We start from the raw sequence: 19,016 nt of genomic DNA, 5'->3' as shown, positions 1-19,016 counted from the left end.
CGTTGTGACGTCGCAAGTTCACTTTCGCTTTTGCGTAACTTTGGCCGATTCCATCGCAACGACTCGATCTTGGTGAGACAAAAGTCGCTCCAGCATCCGATCAGCGTCCTCGCTACGAATATATTCCAGCGACTCCGCCACATTGGCCATCGGGCTCGGAACGACGCGGTCATCGGTCCAGAACTGAGGGATCAGTCCCCAAGCCGTTTCCGGCGACCAGCGGGCAATCACCGGCAAGAGCTGGCTCGCCAAGTAGTTTCTTCCCGATTGTGCCGCTCGATGCAAGGCCTGTTCTACACTGGGGAGAAGTTGGGGATAATCAACGTCTTTGAGAGCCCACTTTAGATGAGACTCGAAACTGTATTCTCCATAGAGGGCCAGCAGTTTCTCGAAAATCCGAACCTGATCGTCGATACGTCTTGGCGCCTCTCGCAAGTCCCCGAACAAATAGACGGCGTAGGCAATTACATCGTAAACGTTATTGTACCCGTACAGCCGGTGAGGATAGTCGACCTCATATTGATCGACGCGCAGGTCGATCAACGCTTCCAAATTGTTCAAACCTAAATCGTCGCCCCATGCCGCTAAAACCATAGCGGCCCGCAAACGCATTTCGAGATCGGAATCATTCAGGGCTGACCGGAGCAATAAAATACGTTCAGGCGACGGATCTTCGAGAAGTTGGACTTCGTCGAGACCAATAACTTCACCTGAATTGTCAGTGTAAAGCGCCAGCTCAAGCGGCGTCATCGATTCGTCTGCAGACATAATTTTATTTCTAGATCTATGGACACCCGGGAGTTATGTCAAGATATTTCGCTGGCCGGATGCCATGCTCTTACGGTGTCTTCACCGAAAGAGCATGTCTGAATCAATGCGTTTAAACAAATCGATCACCATCGCAACTCTCCCAAGACATGCTCTTCTCGCGAAGACGCGATAAGAGCATGGAACCCTGGCTCTGGATACTGAAAATTCGACGGACGCCCCCGACGCAAAGAGTATGTAGAGATTGACAAGATAAAACCCAATTGCAGCGGCCTGGCTGATCTCTGAAAACGGATTCGAATTCGTAATAGCCTGGGAGTTTTTCTTCACTCGCTGCTCTACTTTGCTCGGTAAACAAGATCAGACATTGTGGGACGAATGATCGGTCATCGCAGCATGTCCCTCTGTTATTTCTGAAATCGTCGCCCTCTTGCTGCGCTGCCTGCGTCTCGGCCCTGGGTCGATGCTTCAGATGCCGCGCGAGGCCCAAAGCAGAGCAGGGGGCATGATTCCCCACCATAACGAACTGCCGCAGCCAAAGAAATGGAGTTCAAACCCCGGCTGTCTCTGTTTTACTTAAGTCCAGCCGCCGCAATTTGACTCTGGCCAGATTCCTGTAACAATTTCGACCCAAGTCGGAATAGCCGCAACAAGTGGCTGATCGCGGCATCCAACCCAGCTTGAGCAGAGTTTCGCGGACTTATCCCCTGAATCCCATGTTAGCCTGCCCCCAGTCCGCGGGTGTTTTTTGCCGTGTTGGCGAAGCTCAGATGACGGCTCGGCAACTTGACAGCAGTCGCCCAGCCCGGTATCCTGACCGGATTGCGACGGACACTAAGTTGTGTGCTTGAAACAGTTTTCGCCCCTTTCACGCAGAAAAAGGGGTGAAAATGACCGGGGAAGTTGCAGGCTGACTCAGCGTGAAACGGCATGGCCGAAGTTAGCTTGAAACGCGTAAGCAAGTCTTACGCCAGCAATCATCCGGCGGTTCGCGACTTGGATTTGGAGATCGCCGACGGCGAGTTCCTAGTTTTGGTGGGTCCCAGCGGGTGCGGTAAAAGCACCACGCTACGGATGATCGCCGGGCTAGAGGACGTGTCGTCCGGAGTGATCCAGATCGGCGGCAAAGACGTCACGCATGTGGCGCCCAAAAACCGTGACGTCGCAATGGTGTTTCAGAACTACGCTTTGTACCCGCACATGACGGCGTACAAGAACATGGCGTTTGGTCTGGAGCTGCGATACGGCGGGAATTGGCTTGAGCGATTGCTACGACGACTTGTGCGTCCGCAAGCGGCCGCCGAGTTAGAGACGCGTCGTCAGCAGATACCTCAGCGAATCGAGCAGACGGCCCAGACTTTGGGCATTGCTCCTTTGCTGCAGCGTCTGCCGAAAGAACTGTCTGGAGGCGAGCGGCAACGTGTCGCCTTGGGGCGAGCGATCGTACGCGATCCGCAGCTGTTTTTGTTTGATGAGCCGTTGTCAAACTTGGACGCCAAGCTGCGGGTAGAGATGCGGCGAGAGCTTAAGCAACTGCATCGCCAGTTGTCGGCCACCATGGTCTATGTGACCCACGATCAAGTGGAAGCATTGACCTTGGGGGATCGCATCGCGGTGATGAAAGATGGAGTGATTCAACAAGCGGCGGCTCCGATGGAAGCCTACCGTAACCCGGCGAATCGCTTTGTCGCGAGTTTCCTCGGCTCTCCGCCGATGAACCTGATCCCGGGTCGAGTCGAAAGACTTGACTCGCAGATCCGATTTGTCGGCGGCGGGCTGTCGATTGATTTAACGCAAGCGGGTTTTGACCCGGCGACGTTGAACCAAACCGAAGTCGAACTGGGCGTGCGACCTGAAGATGTCGCCTTGTTCGCAGATAAGGCGCCTGAGCGATTGGCCGATCTCGGCCTGGTCGCCGCAGGAGAAGCCGAAATCAGTTTGGTCGAGTCGCTGGGAGACGCCGAGCTGTTGCATTGTCGATTGACTGGCTCAACGCAAGATTTGGTTGTGAAGGCGGATGCCCGGATCGGGACCCCACGGGGAACGATCCAGATAGCGGTTCCGCCGGAACAACTCCATTTGTTCGCTGCGGATGATGGTCGCAACTTGCGATGTGCCGTGACGAATTGAACCCGATTTTTTCCAGAAACCGGGGCTCATCGATTTTGCTGGCTCTTTGTCGAGTCGGTGGAGCGGGGGGTGTCGGTTATTTGGTTTTTGGTCGGAAGTCTCCAACGAGTCGAGACCGACTGAACGCCAATTTTCGGTGAAAGTGAAGGAAGCATGAATCCGACCGAGGTATTGCGGATCGTTGACGCGATTCACCGCGATAAAAATATCGACAAAGAAGTCGTATTTCAAGCAATTGAATCGGCCCTGGTTTCTGCTACGCGCAAATACCACTCGGAAGACTCGGAAGTTATTGTCCAAATCGACCGTGAAGATGGTTCGATCTCGGGTCAAATTGATGGTGAGCCGGTAGATCCCGAAGAAATGGTCGGCCGCATCGGTGCGCAAACCGCCAAACAAGTGATCATCCAGAAGATTCGCGAAGCTGAACGGGACTCGCTCCACGACGAATATGACGAGATGGTTGGCCAGATGGTCAACGGCACCGTCCATCGCGCCGAAGGGGGCGCGGCGATCGTTGCACTGGGCAATGTCGAAGCGATTTTGCCTCGTTCCGAACAGATCCCCGGCGAATCGTTTCACGCGAATGACCGCGTTCGCGCGATCGTGTTGGAAGTGCGTAAGCAAGGGAGCCGCGTGAAAGTGGTTCTGAGCCGCGCTAACAAACGCTTTGTGCAACGCTTGTTTGAGCAAGAGATTCCTGAAATCACCGATCAAGTGATCGAAATCAAAAACATCAGCCGCGAACCGGGCTATCGCAGCAAAGTTGCGGTGGATAGCAGCGATCAGCGTGTTGACTGCGTCGGCGCCTGCGTCGGCGTGCGTGGCAATCGGATCAAGAACATCGTTGACGAATTGTCGGGCGAGCGGATCGACATCGTCCGTTGGACCGATGATCCGGTTTCGTTGATCCCGAACGCGTTGCAGCCGGCCGAAGTGGAAGAAGTGATTCTCTGCAAGATGATGGGGCGCGCGATCGTCCTGGTGCGAGAAGATCAACTTTCGCTGGCGATTGGTCGCCGCGGCCAAAACGTCCGCCTAGCGAGCAAGCTGTGCGGATGGGATATTGAGATTATGCTCCGCGAAGAACTCGAAGAGCAGATTGAACGTGCGGTGACCGGATTCACAGGAATCGCAGGCATCACCGACAGCGTCGCCGAACAACTGGTCGGCGAAGGCTTTTTGTCGTACGACGACCTTTCGGTGATTGAGTCTGACGCGTTGATGGCGATGGGCGAGTTCACCGAAGAAGAAATCGAACGCATCCGCGATGAAGCGGAAAATCGCGGGATGGAAGCGGAACGAGCGTTAGAATCCGAGCGTCGCCGCAACCGATCCGAACAACAAAATCCTAGCCCAGCGCCACCCAGCGCTCCGCCAGAGACCCCACCTCCCAGCGATGCTGCGACTCCTCCCGAAGGGGAAGTGTCGTAACCGTGCCGGGAAAAACGACAAACAAACAGACAATGACCGTCGCCTTGTCGGCTGGCGGAAGCGTAACGCCACGGCTCTTTGAAGGTTGCCCAAAGAGCTACTCCATTAGCGGAGAATTAGGGATGACATAAGCGGTAACCGGAAAGCCCGGGGCGAAATCGTTCGACCGGCAATGACAGGAAGGCCAAAGTGCCCATACGTATTTACGCGTTAGCGAAAGAGCTTGATCTTGACAGCAAAGAGCTAGTCGAAATCTGCAATCGCGCCGGCGTCACTGGCAAGGGCTCTGCTCTCGCCAGCTTGACCGACGACGAGCTCGACAAAGTGAAGTCTTACATCTCTGGTGGCGGTAAGAAGCAAGACCGCAAAGCCAAGGCGAGCAGCGACCCGAAAGAGGCGGTCATCGACCAGCCAATTCGCGAGGAACGCCCCGTCCAAGCCGGCCGCCCGAAAGAAATCCGCACCATTCGAACCGGCAACGCTCCGCTGGCCGTCCATGGGCGCACCGCGCGTCCCTCCGACGCTAGCGTTGAAGAGGCGCCGGAAGCGCAGGAAACTGCCGCCGAAACTGCCCCCGCAGCGGAAGTTGAAGCGCCAACCCCCGAGGCTCCCGTCACGAAGACGGTGAAAACCCCAGCGCCGCCCGAAGTGGAGACCGTACAACCGGTCAAAGCGGAAGCTGAGCAGCCGGTTGAGGTTGAAGCGACGACCAAGGATGTCGCGTCGACTGAGGCTCCGCCCGAGGAGGCTCCGGTCGAGATCAACGCGATGCGACGCGCCGACTACATTGCTCCCGGCGGCGGCCAACGCGGCAAGGTCCGAGTGCTAGGAACCACCCGTGCTCCGGATGGTCCCGGCGACGCCAGCAAACGCGAAGCGGCGAACACGAACAAGCCCAAGCGGGGCGGCATGACGGTGAAGATGGCCAAGATGCCGACTCCGGCTGCGCCAGCTCAACCGACCAAGAAGCCCGGCGAACCCGCTCCGCAAAAGCCGATCATGCAATTGCCGAAGGCCGCCATTCAAGGCGCCAAAGCAGGGCAGAAGGCGCCGCTGGAAGAGTTCACTAAGCAGCACGAGAAAAAGCGAAAAGACAAAGAGCGTCGGCCGACCGATCCGCCGGTGGTGGATAAAGAAGAAGCCGCCGACACCGGCGATCGTCGCAAAAAGTCGAAAGGCTTGGCCGCGATGGCAGGCGGACGCGAAGCTCGCGCTGCTGGTCGACGGACCAAAAAGCCCGGCGAAGGGGATGACTCGAGTGATCGGATGCGTCGTCGTTCGCGGTCGCGAACTCCTCGCAAGGGAGTCAACACCGCCGCGCCGCGTAAGACCAACGTCGCACTGGAGTTGCCTTGTTCGATTCGCGACTTCTCTGAAGCGACCGGGATCGCGACGATTAAGATTTTGCGGACGTTGATGACGCTCGGGACGATGGCCAACATCAATACGATCATTGACACTGAAACCGCCGAATACTTGGCGACTGAACACGGTGTCGATATCAACCTGAGCGAAGCTCAATCGGTGGAAGACAAAGTGATCACCACGATTGATGAGCTGGTCGATGCGGCGGAATCGCTCCGCGAGCGTCCGCCGGTCGTCACCTTCCTGGGTCACGTCGATCACGGCAAGACGTCGTTGATGGACAAGATCATCGGTCACGACGTCGCGTCAGGCGAAGCCGGCGGCATCACGCAGCACATTCGCGCTTACATCGTCGACAAGGGCGACAAGCAGATCGCATTTGTCGATACGCCGGGTCACGAAGCGTTTACCGAAATGCGTGCTCGCGGCGCCAATGTCACCGACATCGCGGTGTTGATCATCGCAGCCGATGACGGCATCATGCCGCAAACCGAAGAAGCGATCAGCCATGCGAAAGCGGCCGAAGTGCCGATCATCGTCGCGCTGAACAAGATCGACTTGCCGGGCGCCAATCCCGACAAGGCGATGCAGCAACTTTCGCAGCATGGCTTGTTGCCCACCGAGTGGGGCGGCGACGTCGAAGTGGTCAAAACCAGCGCCGTGACCGGCGAAGGTATCGACGCTCTGCTAGAAACGATTTTGCTGACGGCGGAACTTCGCGAATATCGAGCCAACCCAGATCGCCCTGCGGTCGGCGTTTGCTTGGAATCTGAGCAAGAATCCGATCGCGGCGTGCTGGCTAAGGTCATCGTCAAGAACGGGACGTTGCGAGTCGGTGATATCATCGTCTGCGGCGCCGCTCATGGCCGCGTTAAAGCGATGTACGATACGCAAAACAGACGCAAACGCTTGACCGAGGCTCCGACTTCGACGCCGGTGAACATCACCGGTCTTGATCAAGCGCCCGGCGCCGGCGACAAGTTTTACGTGCTGAGCGACATCGCTCAGGCTCGTGAGATCGCTGAACTGCGAGCCAATCGCAGCCGCAGCGAATCGCTGGGCGTTCACAAGGTCAAAGTTTCGTTTGACGAATTCCAGGAACGGCTCGAAGCGGGCACCCTGGGAGGCGACAAAACAGTTTCGACCCTCAACGTCATCATCCGAGCCGACACGCGTGGTTCGATCGAAGCTCTGCAGAAAGAAATGCAAAAGCTGGATCACCCCGAAGTCAAAGTTCGCGTGCTGCATGCAGCCGTTGGCGCCGTATCCGTCGCCGACGTTACGCTGGCTTCGGCTTCTGAAGCGGTCGTGATCGCGTTCAACGTGATTCCGGACGAAGCGGCTCGCTCACTAGCGGATGACAAGGGTATCGAGATTCGTCGCTACAACATCATCTACAAGGTGACCGAAGAACTCAAACTGCTGCTCGAAGGTCAATTGCGACCAGAAGAGCGGGTCAATGAGTTGGGTCGCGCTCTTGTACAGCGGGTCTTTGTGGTCAGCCGACTTGGTTCGATCGCCGGTTGTCGCGTCTTGGGAGGTATCATCGAACGAGGTTGCCGCATCCGCGTGAATCGCGACGGCCGCACGATCGGCGAATATCCGCTTGATTCGCTCAAACGCGAAAAAGATGACGCCAAAGAAGTTCGCGAAGGGTACGAATGCGGTATCCGCCTGCACGGCTTTAACGACATCAAGGATGGCGACATCCTGGAAGCGTACAAGATCGAGCAGTTCGCCCGCACGCTTGATTAACGAGACTTACTAACTAATCTGTCGAGAAGCGCCGTCGTGGCGCTTCTCGATTTTGTTTACACCGGAGCCAAGACTCCGCACGGCCTGCGAACTGAAGAAGTATTAACTTCGCTTCGCCGTCGCTTGACTGCAACGCCCAGCCGCGTGTTGGAATCGCCGATATGAGTTCACGTCGTTTACTAAAAGCCGCCTCGGCAATTCGCGAAGTCGTCAGCATGGCGATCATTACCGAGATCCGAGATCCGCGCGTCACCGGCGTAACGGTCACCGCCGTCGAAATGTCTCCGGACATGCGTCAAGCCAAGGTCCATGTCTCGATTATGGGACATGAGAAAAAGCAGGCCGATTGCCTGGAAGGGCTGAAACGTTCAGCCGGCTTTCTGCAAGCGAAGATCAATGATCGCATCGATACGCGCTATACGCCGAAGCTTGAATTTGTCATCGACAAAGGGGTCAAGCACTCGATCGAAGTGGCGCGCATCTTGAAGGACGTACTGCCCAAAGATGACGAGCCTGCAGCAGAGGACGATGACGATCCGGCGCCTCGCGACGAGCCGCTAGATCCTCAAACATAAGCGACCACTTCGACCACAGGCGTTCGCCTAAGAAACACACCTCGGGAGCATACGACGAAATCACCATGGCCGCTACCAACCGCGCCGGTCTCATCACCGCCAGCCACAAAGTCGTAAAGAAACATTACACCTCGGCCGAAACCGACTCGCGTCCCTTGCTGGAGCAATTAGCGTTTGCAGCGCTGCTGGAGAATTCTCCGCGAGCCGCCGCCGAGCAATGCTTTACCGTACTTTCCACTAACTACTTCGACTGGAATGAGGTCCGTGTCACCTCGCTGGTCGAACTGTCGGAAGTCTGCGCAAAGCTGCCGCAACCGCAAGCTTCGGCCCAGAAGCTGAAAGCGATCCTGCAGAACGTCTTCGAGACGCTCTACACGTACGATCTAGAAAGCCTGAAGAAGCTGAACCAGGGGAAAGCGATCAAGCAGATCGAGCGGTTCACCGGCATCACGCAGTTCATCGTCGGCTATGTCACGCAGAACGCGCTGGGGGGGCACTCCGTTCCGACCGATGACGCGTTGGTCGAACTGATGCGAGTTCTCGGCATCATCACCGACGCCGAAGCGAAAAAGAAAAGCGTCCCCGGCGTCGAGCGTGCGATCCCCAAAACCAAAGGGGTCGAGTACAGCTCACTGATACATGAACTTGCGGTCGACTTTCTGGTGAATCCGTATTCCAAGAAGGTGCGCGACTACATTTTAGAAATTGCGCCCGACGCTAAATCGCGTCTGCCCAAGCGTCCAACCGCCAAAGAAGAAGCGGCCGCCGAAGCCGCCGCCGAAGAAGTTCGCGTGACCAAAGCTCGCCGCCGGGCCGCGGCGATCAAAAAGGCGAACGAAAAACCAGTCAAACCGGCCGCTGGCCGACCTTCCAAAAAAGCGGCCAAGAAAAAAGCGGCTCTTCCTGAGAAGAAAGCGCCAGAGAAGAAGCCGGTAGAAAAACCGGCGCCCAAAGTCGCCGAAGAAAAGAAGAGCGTCGAAAAGAAACCGGCAGCCAAGAAAAAAGTGGTTAAAAAATCATCTGGCACGATCGCCAAAAGAAAGCCGAAGTAAACGCAATTGGTCGGCTGCGGCCCCGTAATCTAGAATAGAGCGCAAGGCGACCTTTCCCTTCCTCGATGATTCAATCCGCGGCGGTACGCATGAAACGGACCCTTCTATCTGGCCTAGTGATGCTGGGGAGCAGTTCTCTGACATTACTGGGGACCAGCTTGTTGACACCGTTCACGAGCCTCTCCAATTTGTCGGCCCAAACGCTCTCCACCGAATTGCCCCCGGTCTTGGTTCCGCGCACACCGCCGACCGAAGCGGACGCCAATCGAACGGCGACCGAGGCCTTGCTGATTGAGGGCCGCATGTTGCAGCAGCGGGATAAGCTGGCCGCAGCCCAGCGCCGATTTCAAAGGGCGCATCGCTTGGCTCCGGACTCTCAGGCGCTGCTGCAATCGATCGTGGAAGTCACCTTCTCCCAAAAGCGAATGGAAGAAGGGTCGCGATACGCTTTACTGTTAGCTGATCTTCAGGAGGACGCGTCCGCCGATTTTTTGCTGCTGATGGGCGCCTATGCCGTAGAGACCGGCGATCTAGAGCGCGCCGCCAGGCTTTATGCACGCGGCGCCTCGGCGCTGGCAGCGCGAAAAGCGAACTCGCAATTGTTAGCGACGCGGCTCCGGTTGCTTGACATCTACACCAAGTTGGCGGACGCCCCCAGCGCGGCGCAACAAGCGACCGAAATTGTCCAGCTGATCGAAGCCGGACTGCCTGAGGTTGAAACGATCATGCAGTCCGACGAAGGCCGCGGCGGAATCACCGTGCGCCGTGCGCTGGGCGAAGCCTTTGTCAACAACGGCGATTATGAAGCCGCCGAAGCGCAGTTTCGCGCCGCGATCGGCGACTCCGATCCAACACAACTCAATCTGCAACTTGCCCGCATCGATCTAGCGGCCGGTCGTTTGGACTCCGCCGAGCAACGTGTGCAGCAGGTGATTTCCGCCAAGCGGAACATCGCGACCGGTGAGTTGCCTTTTGAACTACTGCGTGATGTTTGGATCCAACAAGGCGCAGACGCCGGCGAAGTTCGCCAGCGTCTGTTGAACGAACTGACTCCCCGGTACGAAACCAATCAACAAGACGCGGCGCTCGCTTATTTTCTGGCGGAGCAACAGCTAGCCGAAGAACAGTGGGACAAAGCGATTGCGCTCGCAGAAGCTCACGTAGAAAAATTCCCCCGCCGCGAGGCGCTGCAGACGCTGACCCACGCTTATTGGAAAACCGAAGACTGGACAGCGCTGCTCGATACGCTGAGCATGGTCGCCCAGCGCAATCGGAACCTCTCGATGCTGCATGATCAACTGACGCAAATCGCGGAGGACGACATGGCGGTCGACGCACTGATCGCTGCTGCCGAAACACAATCAGAGTCTGCGACCGGAATGTCCGTCTTCACTGCTCAGGCAATCGCTCAACTTTGCCAACTTCGTCAGCAGTCGGCCGACGCTTGGAAGTGGCTCGAAATCGCTCACCAGATCGATCCGCTCGCCACGGCGCCAGCTCTGATCGACTTTGGCTTGGCCTGCATGGTCGCCAAAGAGTACGACCTGGGAGAAAAAGCGTTGCGAACTGCGGCGACCGCCAAGCTGCCCAAAACAGGTCGTGCGGCGACCTATGATTATTTAGCCGCACTGTTGGCGATGAGTGATCGCTATGACGAAGCCTTGGCGACCGCGAGGAAAGCGATTGCCCTGGATCCCGAATCGGCGGCGCTGGCTAGTCGCGTGCCGTGGATTCTGTTTTACGCCGATCGCAAAGCGGATGCGGATCGCAATTATCGTCGTCTATTGGCGCAATTCGATAACCGGCGTGAAGACGCACCGACCCGACAAGTGCTACGCCAAGCTCGGCTGATGCTGTCGGCGTTGGCTGAGCAGGATCAGGAACGCGAGGAATGGCTTGAGCAAATCTTGGATGAGTTCCCCGAAGATGTCGGCGCGATGAATGACTTGGCTTATCTGTGGGCCGACGCGGGCCGCAATCTGGGGCGAGCAACCAAGATGCTAGAAACCGCCGTCGTCGCCGAACCGAACAACGCCGCCTATCGCGACAGCCTGGGCTGGGCCTATTTCCGCCAAGGCCGCTATGATCTTGCGGTGGGGCAATTGCAACAAGCGGTCGACAAGATCGACGAGCCTGACCCGGTGCTGCTGGAACATCTGGGAGACGCGCTCTCCGCCGCCGGACAACCTAGCGAAGCGCTCGCAGCCTGGCAAGCAGCCGTCGCCCTGCTGAGTGAAACAGAGTCTGATAAACGGGCCGCCCTGGAGGCCAAGATCACAGCAGCGCCGGGCAAAAAAGAGTGAGGTCCGTGTCGCGAAGGGAATTAAATCGAGAACGGTGACGCTAACCGTTGCGCCCGACTTGAAGTTGCGCTATCTAGCAATTCATCCTTACCGTGTTCTCCGTGCTTCGTCCGTGTCCTACTTTTTGCAGTCCTGCTAATTAGCACAACTGCAAAACTAGCGATGCAGACCCGTTTCCAATCGGATTGCATAGGTGCTGCTTCGCAATTTGAAACGCAAAGAGATCTCGCGAACTAATCGGCTGGCGGTTTCTCTTCGGTTGCCGGCCCTGCCGGGGGCTCTTCGGTCTGCGGCTCTTCTGCGGCTGGCTTCTCTGGCGTTTCGGCTGGCTTGGCTGATTCTTCGGTCGCGGGCTTCATCGGTTCCATCGGCTTCGCCGCTGCCTCGGTCGCCGGTTGGGCCGGTTCTGTGACTGGCTCCTCCGCCGCAGGCTTGGTCGCTGGTTGCATCGATTGGACCGGCGGTTGTTGTACTTGGGGTCGCGGCTGCAACATTAACGGGATGCCGGTGGCGGTACCCGGTCCAGGCGAAGCCCCGGGAGGCGAATCAATCAGCGTGTTCTGCGTCAGCAGGATCTTTTTGTACTGCTCATTCGAGATCACATAGTACCAATCGGCGAAGCGAGAATTCATCTCAAAGACCTTCGCCAACGCATTGTTCCGCTTTTCGCGATAGGCGTCGACGGCGCGTTCGTTGGAGAGTTTGATCGCGGCGATTTCTTCGGCCAATTTCTTCACGTCCACGCCATCCCCTTCTTTCAATTCGGGGACGGGAATCGTTTCTAGCGGCGGAATCGCAGCGTTGTCGAGTTCGACTTGGATCATCAAAAAGCGTCGCGATCCTTCTTCGCCGCCATCTTCTTCTTTGCCGAACAGCAAGCGATACTTCACCGCGTCTTTGGTATGAATGTTGATTTCGCCGCTATCGCCGATCAAGGTCATCGGCGCCGTTCCGTACGGCAAAAACCCGTTGACGATCAACGTGTCGAGCCCTTCGTTGTTGAACTGACCATCGGCCTTCAGGTTTTCGGCCAGACCGGCCGGCTTTTTCACGACATCGACCAATTGCAACTCGTCGAGCGCTGTGCGGGCCGCGGTCAGCGCGGTATCGTTCAGTTTTTGTCCTGGTCCCAATTCGGCTGGCGCCAACCGTTCGTTTTGCAGCAATTTGAGCGAATTGAGGATCCATTTGTTATCGATATCGCTATAGTCGACGACCGCTTCCATCTTGTCTGCGCGGTCGATGCGAGCTCCGCCGCCAGCCTGAATCAAAGCGGCGTTGTAGTCACGAAAGGTCATCTGCGTGACGTCAAACGGATTTAGTTCTAGCAAATCGCTGTCGATCCACTTTTTGAATTCCATTGGAAACGCGTTGGCGTCTAACTGCACCACATAAATCCGATCACGGCTGGGAATGCGAACGTAGCGTATCCCCGGCTGTTTGTCGTCTTGCTTGCCGATAATCAATTCGGCGAGCGGCTTTTTGTCAGCGGCGGAGATCACCACCAGTTGCCCCACGCCGCTGTCTGTAATGTTGAGCGTTTCAGCGTCTGGTTTCACCAGATTAAATTCGGCCAACTGGCTGGGCAACGCGTCGAACGCGCCGATCACTTTCAAACCAATCAGCGCCGTCGCTGCATTGCGAACCTGCTCTTCGGCATCCGCCGGATAGCCTCCTTCGGACGAGACAATCCAGCCGGTTGGGCTATCTTCGAGGGTCAGCGTGTTGAGCGTGACCAGTTCGCTGTCGTATTTGGTGATCGACAGCACTGCGGCCTGATCCGGATTGTTGAAGTCGGGGAAGAGCGGCTGGCCGACTTCGTCCTCTGGATTGCTAGGGGCCAAGACCGGGCGCGAAACGACCGCTCCGATCGTAAACAGGGCGGCGACCCCAACAAAAATCGACGTTTTGACTAATTCGTTCATCGCTATTGGCTCCCCTGGCGGGATTTTGTCATCGGTAGATGAAATATCGGATTCAATCGATTCGCAGCAACTCGGTTGCTTCGCATATTTAAGGCGTCGTTTATTTGACGATGCGATCCTTCGACAAGCCTTCGCGTTCTTTGATGCGACGGATGAGGAAGACAATCAAGCCGACCAGGATCGGCGGAATTGGGGGCAGGATGACGGCGAACATTTTGAAGGTGTTCTGCGTTTTCAGCACCTGACGATCAAGATCGCGCTGGATGTGCTGTTGGGTTTCTTGCAAGTCTTTCGAGATCCGCTCAGCTTCGACCTGCAGCTTGCGATTGGCGACCGCTTCTTGCTCACGCACGCGAGCGGCCAGTTTGGTCAGTTCAATCTGATCCTCTGCAGTCATCTGCTGTCGAGCCTGTTTCTGCTTGAGCTTGGCGATCAACTCTTGCAGTTCCTCAACCGGCTTGTTGATCTCTTCCTCTTTCGTTTTGCGTTCGGCTTCAAATTGATTCTTGGCCTCTTCTTCTTCTTTGGTGCTTGCTTCGACTGCCCGCTTGGTCATCGTATCGACCATCGTCAAACGCGCCAAACGAGGAGACTTGCCGCGAATCGCCGTAAAACGATCGTCTCCGGCCAGGTTATCCAATAGATTCAAAACGAACGTCGTGTTGTCGAGATTCAGCTCGATTTGGTCATTCTTTTCAGCTTGAAGACCGACGAATGCGCTGTGCAACAAGTCAATGTCGGCGACCATCGCCACGCGGATCGGAGTAGGCTTGGCCTGGTCCGACGCTTCATTCTTTGGATCGGCCAGCTTGTCGATGGCGCTGGCCGGCGTCCCTTCGATCAGCGCGGCTAACGTATATTGCTCTCCGGTCAAAGCCCGTTGCCCGGCCGGATCATTCGCGCGTCCCGAGAGTCCTTCTAAGGTTGCGGTGCCGGTTAACGTACCGGTCCGAATGAGCGGCGTGAAAGTCATCGTCTGCGGGAAGTCTTTGCTACGCACAATCGCGCCGGGATAGACCAACAGAACTTCGGACAGGTTCTGCGTGATGTCGATATCGGGATTGAGCGGAGCAAGTGAGCCCTCGCCGCTAGGCGTGTTGCGATCCACAAACACCCATTCCGGCGTGATTCCACCGCCGCCGCCGATTCGCAGTTTGGGATGCGGGTTGTAGTTTTGCCAGATGACATTGGCGTTGTAGTATTGGTCGGTCACCAACTGACGACCGCTAAAGCTGACCCCCAGCAGGTTCCAGAGTTGGCGAATATCTCCCTTGGCTGGAGGCGCTTCTTGGCGGCCGAACATCGCGCTCCCTTGCGGCAATTTGGGCGCCGAAATCGGCGGCGCCTGATTCATCGTAAGCGGAACCGGGTCATCAAAGATCGCGGTCGGCACGCCGGCTTTGATCGCCGCCAGCAGGTTGTCGAGCTGCGGTTGCGTCAAGCTTGAAGGCTGAACGGCGACCAATACGTCAAACTTGGTCGGATCGATGGGTGCGTTGGGATCGACCTCTTGAACGTCGTATTGTTTTTCGAGCTCGTCGACGATTCGTTGCCGTTGCACATTTTGGAAACCGCCAAACGGATTCGTCGGATCAGGACGAACCCCGCCGAACAACATCGCGTCGGTCTGCAGCAGGCCGATTGATTTTCGCTGTTGATCGGTGACGGTGCTGATTGAGCGGACCAGTTCATACTCAACCGGAATTCGATTCCCAAAGAAGGGAATCACCACTTTTTGCAAGCCGCGCTGAATGGCGGCGCCCAAGATGATCTCTTTGGCTTGCATGATGCCGCGGGTTTCGCCGACCACTTGCACCGGCACGATCCCATATTGGTCGCGGGCCTTTTCGGCCAGTTCGCTGAACGGCTCCAGATCGTTGTAGATAAAGACGTCCATCTTGGCGCCGCTGGCGCCCCGGAATTCGTTGAGGTAGCTAATCAGATCGCTCTTCACTTCCGCGTACGACTCAGGAACATCGGCGCTGATAAACGCTTCGATCCGCACCGGCTCATCGGATTTCAGGTTTCGGATCAGTTTCATCGTTTGGGGCGAAATCGAACTGGTCTGACCGGCGGTCGCGTCTAATCGCGAGTCATGCAGCACAAAGAAGAGAGTCGCCGAACTGGCGATCACCACCAGCGAAATCGTCCGTAACAAGTAGTGCCCTAGGCGTGATTCTCCATCTTTCCCCCCCAACCAATGTCGTCGTCCGATCAGCACCATGCTGAGATAAACGCCAAACACGGTCAGCATGATGAAGTAGACCAGCGAAGAAAGGCTGACCACGCCGCGGCCAAAGTCTTCAAACTGACGACCAATACTCGCTTGACTAAAAAACTGAATCCAACCGGCGCCGGTCACAAACGCGTCCGCATATTGCAGCATGACGAACGGCGCGTTGATCAGCACCCCCATCACAAAGCCGAGCGTCAAATTGTTGGTCAAAAACGATGCAACCATGCCGAGCGAAATCATCGCTAGGCCGATAAACCAATAGCCGATATAGGTCGTCAGAAACAAACCGATATCCATGTCACCTTCCGACAGCGCGTTAAGCACTAGGAAGTTGCAGAACTGCGAAAACAACAGCGACACGCTAAAGACCGCAACCGCGGCCAAGTACTTGCCCATGACGATGTCAAAGTCGGTCGCCGGCAACGTCAGCAGCAATTCGTCGGTTCCTTGTCGTCGCTCATCCGCCCACAATCCCATCGTGATCGCGGGAATGAAGATCAGCATAATCAGCCCGATGTTCTCGTTTAGCTGATTGAGATTCGCCAGGTTGGCGTTGAAGAACTCGTGCGGCCAGAACGCCGCCATCGAGGTCAGCAACACAAAGATCGCGAGAAAGACATAACCCGTAGGGTTGCTAAAGTAAGATTTGAAATTTCGCTTCATCACCGCATAGGCGGCTTGTTTGGCCAACAACAGCGGAATCATCGCGACGAAAAAGGCGCCTGCGAAAATCAAATCGAAGCAGATCAGCGTGATTGCGTTTATCCAAGCCATGATAGCGTCAGTGCTTTCGGGAAAGTCTTCAACTTTGCCAAGTGGATGCGGGGAGGAGTCAACTAGGAAGTCGCCGGAGTGAGCGCGTTCACTCCTTTGGTCATCCGATAGAAAGCGTCGTCCAGCGTTTCGCCGGGCTCTTTCATCGCGGCGATACCGCCGTCATAGATCAAACGACCTTCGTTGATCACAATCGCGCGAGTCGCGAGTGCGTCAACTTCCTGAAAAATATGGGTCGAGAGCAAAATCGTCTTTTGCTCACCCAAGCGGCGAATCATCTCACGGACGCCGCGTATTTGATTGGGATCCAAGCCAGAGGTCGGCTCATCCAGGATCAACACTTCCGGCTCATGCAAAATTGCCTGGGCCATGCCGACCCGTTGCTTGTAACCTTTGGACAACTTGCTGATCGGCTTGTGCAGCACCGTGTGCAAATTGCAAAGATCGACGACCGCTTCAATCCGTTCTTTACGCTGGGCGGGATTCATACCGCGGGCTTCGCCAAAAAACATCAGCAAGCTATGCGGCGTCGCATCAGGATAAAGCGGACCATTTTCAGGCAAATAGCCAAGCATTGCTGATCCGGCCAAACGGTCGGTCATCATATTGTGGCCTGCGATCCGCGCGACCCCTTCGCTGGGCGCCAGATACCCGGTCAACAGCTTCATGGTGGTGCTTTTGCCGGCGCCGTTGGGGCCGAGAAAAGCGACGACCTCGCCGCGTCGCACTTTGAAAGAAACGTCGCGCGAAGCGGCGAAAATTCCATAGAACTTTGAGAGGCGATCGGCCTCGATCATCGGGGTTCCGCTCGATTCTGCCATACTTGTCAACCGTCGATCTTTGAATCGATGAAGAATAGGTGAGGATTTAGAGCGCTAACGGCAAGACCCGTTCTGCACTTCTAGCTGCAGGACAAGTCGAGCTTAATCGGCGTAGTTTAATTCAAATCGTCGTTTGCTAAAACTCCAGCAACGACGGGATGAACCAAGGTTTAACCAGAACTGGTTAAATGATGAGTTGTAAGCAGGCAAGGGAAGGGGAGTCAACTGATAGGATAGGTGAGATGGCGATTCCAATGCGCATCGTCGATTTGCGGGTAGTCCATCCGCAAATGGACCCCGCGTGATTCGCGTCGCTCAAGCGCCGACTGAGCAATTGCCCGCGCTACAAGCAACATATTTTGCAGTTCCCAGCCTGCGGGATGGTCAAATTGTTGTGAAGAAACGTAGCTGCGCCATGAATCGATCATGTCGACCGCTTCGATAAGTCTCGATTCTTCACGCCGGACGCCGGCTGATCGCCACATCAAACTGGTGAGTGAATTTCGGATATCCTCCAAATCGAGCGGTTCTGCCGGGGGCAAGACAGGATTTTCGAGATTCAACGCCCTAAATTGGTCAGGCATCTCTAGCGCCACCGCCGAGGCTCCGCCGCCGCTTCTTTTTCCATATACGAGCCCTTCCAGCAAACTGTTCGATGCAAGTCGATTGGCGCCGTGCAAACCGGTCGAAGTCACTTCGCCGGCAGCCCAGAGGCCCGGCAAGGTGGTTCGTCCTTGCAAATCGACCGTCAGACCGCCGATCATGTAGTGCGCACCGGGGCGAACCGGGATCCGATCCTTGGTGATGTCAATTCCAAATTTGCCGCAGGCCTGGGCGATGCCCGGAAATCGCTTGCGGACAAAATCGGCGTCGAGATGGCTGAGACTTAAAAAGACGCAGGGAGACTTGGTCCGCTCCATTTGGGTGACGATTGCCTGCGAGACGACATCGCGCGGCGCAAGCTCTCCCCGCAGGTCATAGTCGGCCATAAAGCGATTGCCGCTGCGATCGATTAGATAGGCGCCTTCGCCGCGGATCGCTTCGGTGATCAGACTGCGACCGCTACCGGCGATATACAAGACCGTCGGATGAAACTGCATGAACTCCATGTCACGCAACTGGGCTCCAGCGCGAATCGCCAGCGCCAAGCCATCGCCGGTGGCGACTTTGGGGTTGGTCGACTCGCGATAGATCTGACCGACGCCGCCGGTCGCCAAAATGGTTTGTTTCGCCCAAATCAGCGTACGGCCATGTTTTTGATCCGAAGCCAGCGCGCCGCGACATTCCCCTTCGTGCGTGATCAGATCAAGGGTGAACTCGTTTTGCCAAATCTGGATATTCTCGCGACTGCGCACATGCTCGACGACTGCGCGAATCACTTCGCGACCCGTTGCGTCTCCCAGCGCATGAACGATGCGAGAACGTCCATGGCCTCCTTCACGCGTCAACGCCAGATGGCCATCTTCTTTGTCAAATGCCGTTCCCCATTGGATCAGCTCACGAATGCAGTCAGGCCCTTCACGCACGACCATGTCGACCACGGACGGATCACACAGACTGCCGCCGGCGGTGATTGTATCGGCGGCGTGATCTTCGTATCGATCTTCGTCGTCCAGCACGCCGGCGATGCCCCCTTGGGCATAGTTGCTGTTCGATTCAAGGACCTTGTCCTTGGTCACGATCAGCACGGACAAGGAGGGATCGACCTCAAGCGCTGCCCGCAGGCCGGCGATTCCGCCCCCCAGGACCAGCACATCAGTGAAGTAGTGAGAGACCCGTTTCGGGTGAAACGGCACAAGGTAGCGAGGCGTCGGTGTGGTCATGCAGGAAAGCCAGCGTTAGCTGCAACTACGCGGGCGAGGTGGGTCAGGGTGAATG

Annotated in this window: 12 protein-coding genes; 7 read left to right on the top strand and 5 right to left on the bottom strand. The window is 56.5% G+C overall.

Annotated elements, in window-relative coordinates:
- Positions 1-18: 18 nt before the first annotated feature.
- Entirely contained in the window at positions 19-768 is a 750-nt protein-coding gene (locus SH421x_RS09075; protein ID WP_488855114.1) for a hypothetical protein, read from the bottom strand.
- 930 nt (positions 769-1,698) lie between these two features.
- Between SH421x_RS09075 and SH421x_RS09070 the strand changes: the two genes are divergently transcribed.
- The 7 genes from SH421x_RS09070 (at position 1,699) to SH421x_RS09040 (ending at position 11,382) form a co-directional block, all read left to right on the top strand.
- A complete protein-coding gene (locus SH421x_RS09070; RefSeq protein WP_488855113.1) occupies positions 1,699-2,898 on the top strand; it encodes an ABC transporter ATP-binding protein in 1,200 nt (399 codons plus the stop codon).
- 153 nt (positions 2,899-3,051) lie between these two features.
- On the top strand, positions 3,052-4,332 hold the full coding sequence (gene nusA, locus SH421x_RS09065; protein WP_488855112.1) for a transcription termination factor NusA: 1,281 nt from the start codon (positions 3,052-3,054) through the stop codon (positions 4,330-4,332).
- A gap of 189 nt (positions 4,333-4,521) precedes the next feature.
- Positions 4,522-7,452, top strand: a complete 2,931-nt coding sequence (infB, locus tag SH421x_RS09060) for a translation initiation factor IF-2 (RefSeq protein ID WP_488855111.1) — start codon at positions 4,522-4,524, stop codon at positions 7,450-7,452.
- 36 nt (positions 7,453-7,488) lie between these two features.
- Entirely contained in the window at positions 7,489-7,617 is a 129-nt protein-coding gene (locus tag SH421x_RS09055; protein ID WP_488855110.1) for a hypothetical protein, read from the top strand.
- On the top strand, positions 7,614-8,027 hold the full coding sequence (gene rbfA, locus SH421x_RS09050; protein ID WP_488855109.1) for a 30S ribosome-binding factor RbfA: 414 nt from the start codon (positions 7,614-7,616) through the stop codon (positions 8,025-8,027). Before SH421x_RS09055 ends, rbfA begins: the two co-directional genes overlap by 4 nt.
- 65 nt (positions 8,028-8,092) lie before the next feature.
- Positions 8,093-9,079, top strand: a complete 987-nt coding sequence (locus SH421x_RS09045; RefSeq protein ID WP_488855108.1) for a hypothetical protein — start codon at positions 8,093-8,095, stop codon at positions 9,077-9,079.
- Between the two features lie 89 nt (positions 9,080-9,168).
- Positions 9,169-11,382: a tetratricopeptide repeat protein gene (locus SH421x_RS09040; RefSeq protein WP_488855107.1), complete on the top strand. Its 2,214-nt coding sequence runs from the start codon at positions 9,169-9,171 to the stop codon at positions 11,380-11,382.
- 233 nt (positions 11,383-11,615) lie between these two features.
- On the opposite strand, the gene SH421x_RS09035 is transcribed toward SH421x_RS09040, so the two are convergent.
- The 4 genes from SH421x_RS09035 to nadB all read right to left on the bottom strand — a co-directional run bounded on the left by SH421x_RS09035 (position 11,616) and on the right by nadB (position 18,961).
- A complete protein-coding gene (locus SH421x_RS09035; RefSeq protein ID WP_488855106.1) occupies positions 11,616-13,307 on the bottom strand; it encodes a DUF4340 domain-containing protein in 1,692 nt (563 codons plus the stop codon).
- A 100-nt stretch (positions 13,308-13,407) separates the two neighbouring features.
- Entirely contained in the window at positions 13,408-16,317 is a 2,910-nt protein-coding gene (locus tag SH421x_RS09030; RefSeq protein WP_488855105.1) for a Gldg family protein, read from the bottom strand.
- A gap of 62 nt (positions 16,318-16,379) precedes the next feature.
- Positions 16,380-17,138 (bottom strand): ABC transporter ATP-binding protein, encoded by a 759-nt coding sequence (locus tag SH421x_RS09025; RefSeq protein WP_488855104.1) that lies wholly within the window; start codon positions 17,136-17,138, stop codon positions 16,380-16,382.
- 221 nt (positions 17,139-17,359) lie between these two features.
- The gene (gene nadB / locus SH421x_RS09020; protein WP_488855103.1) at positions 17,360-18,961 is read right to left on the bottom strand and encodes an L-aspartate oxidase; all 1,602 of its coding nucleotides are present in this window, start codon (positions 18,959-18,961) and stop codon (positions 17,360-17,362) included.
- Between the last annotated feature and the right edge of the window lie 55 nt (positions 18,962-19,016).

The organism is Blastopirellula sp. SH421 (assembly GCF_057808535.1).
Note: the sequence above shows the minus strand (reverse complement) of the source record. Positions and strands in the feature narration are given on the sequence as shown.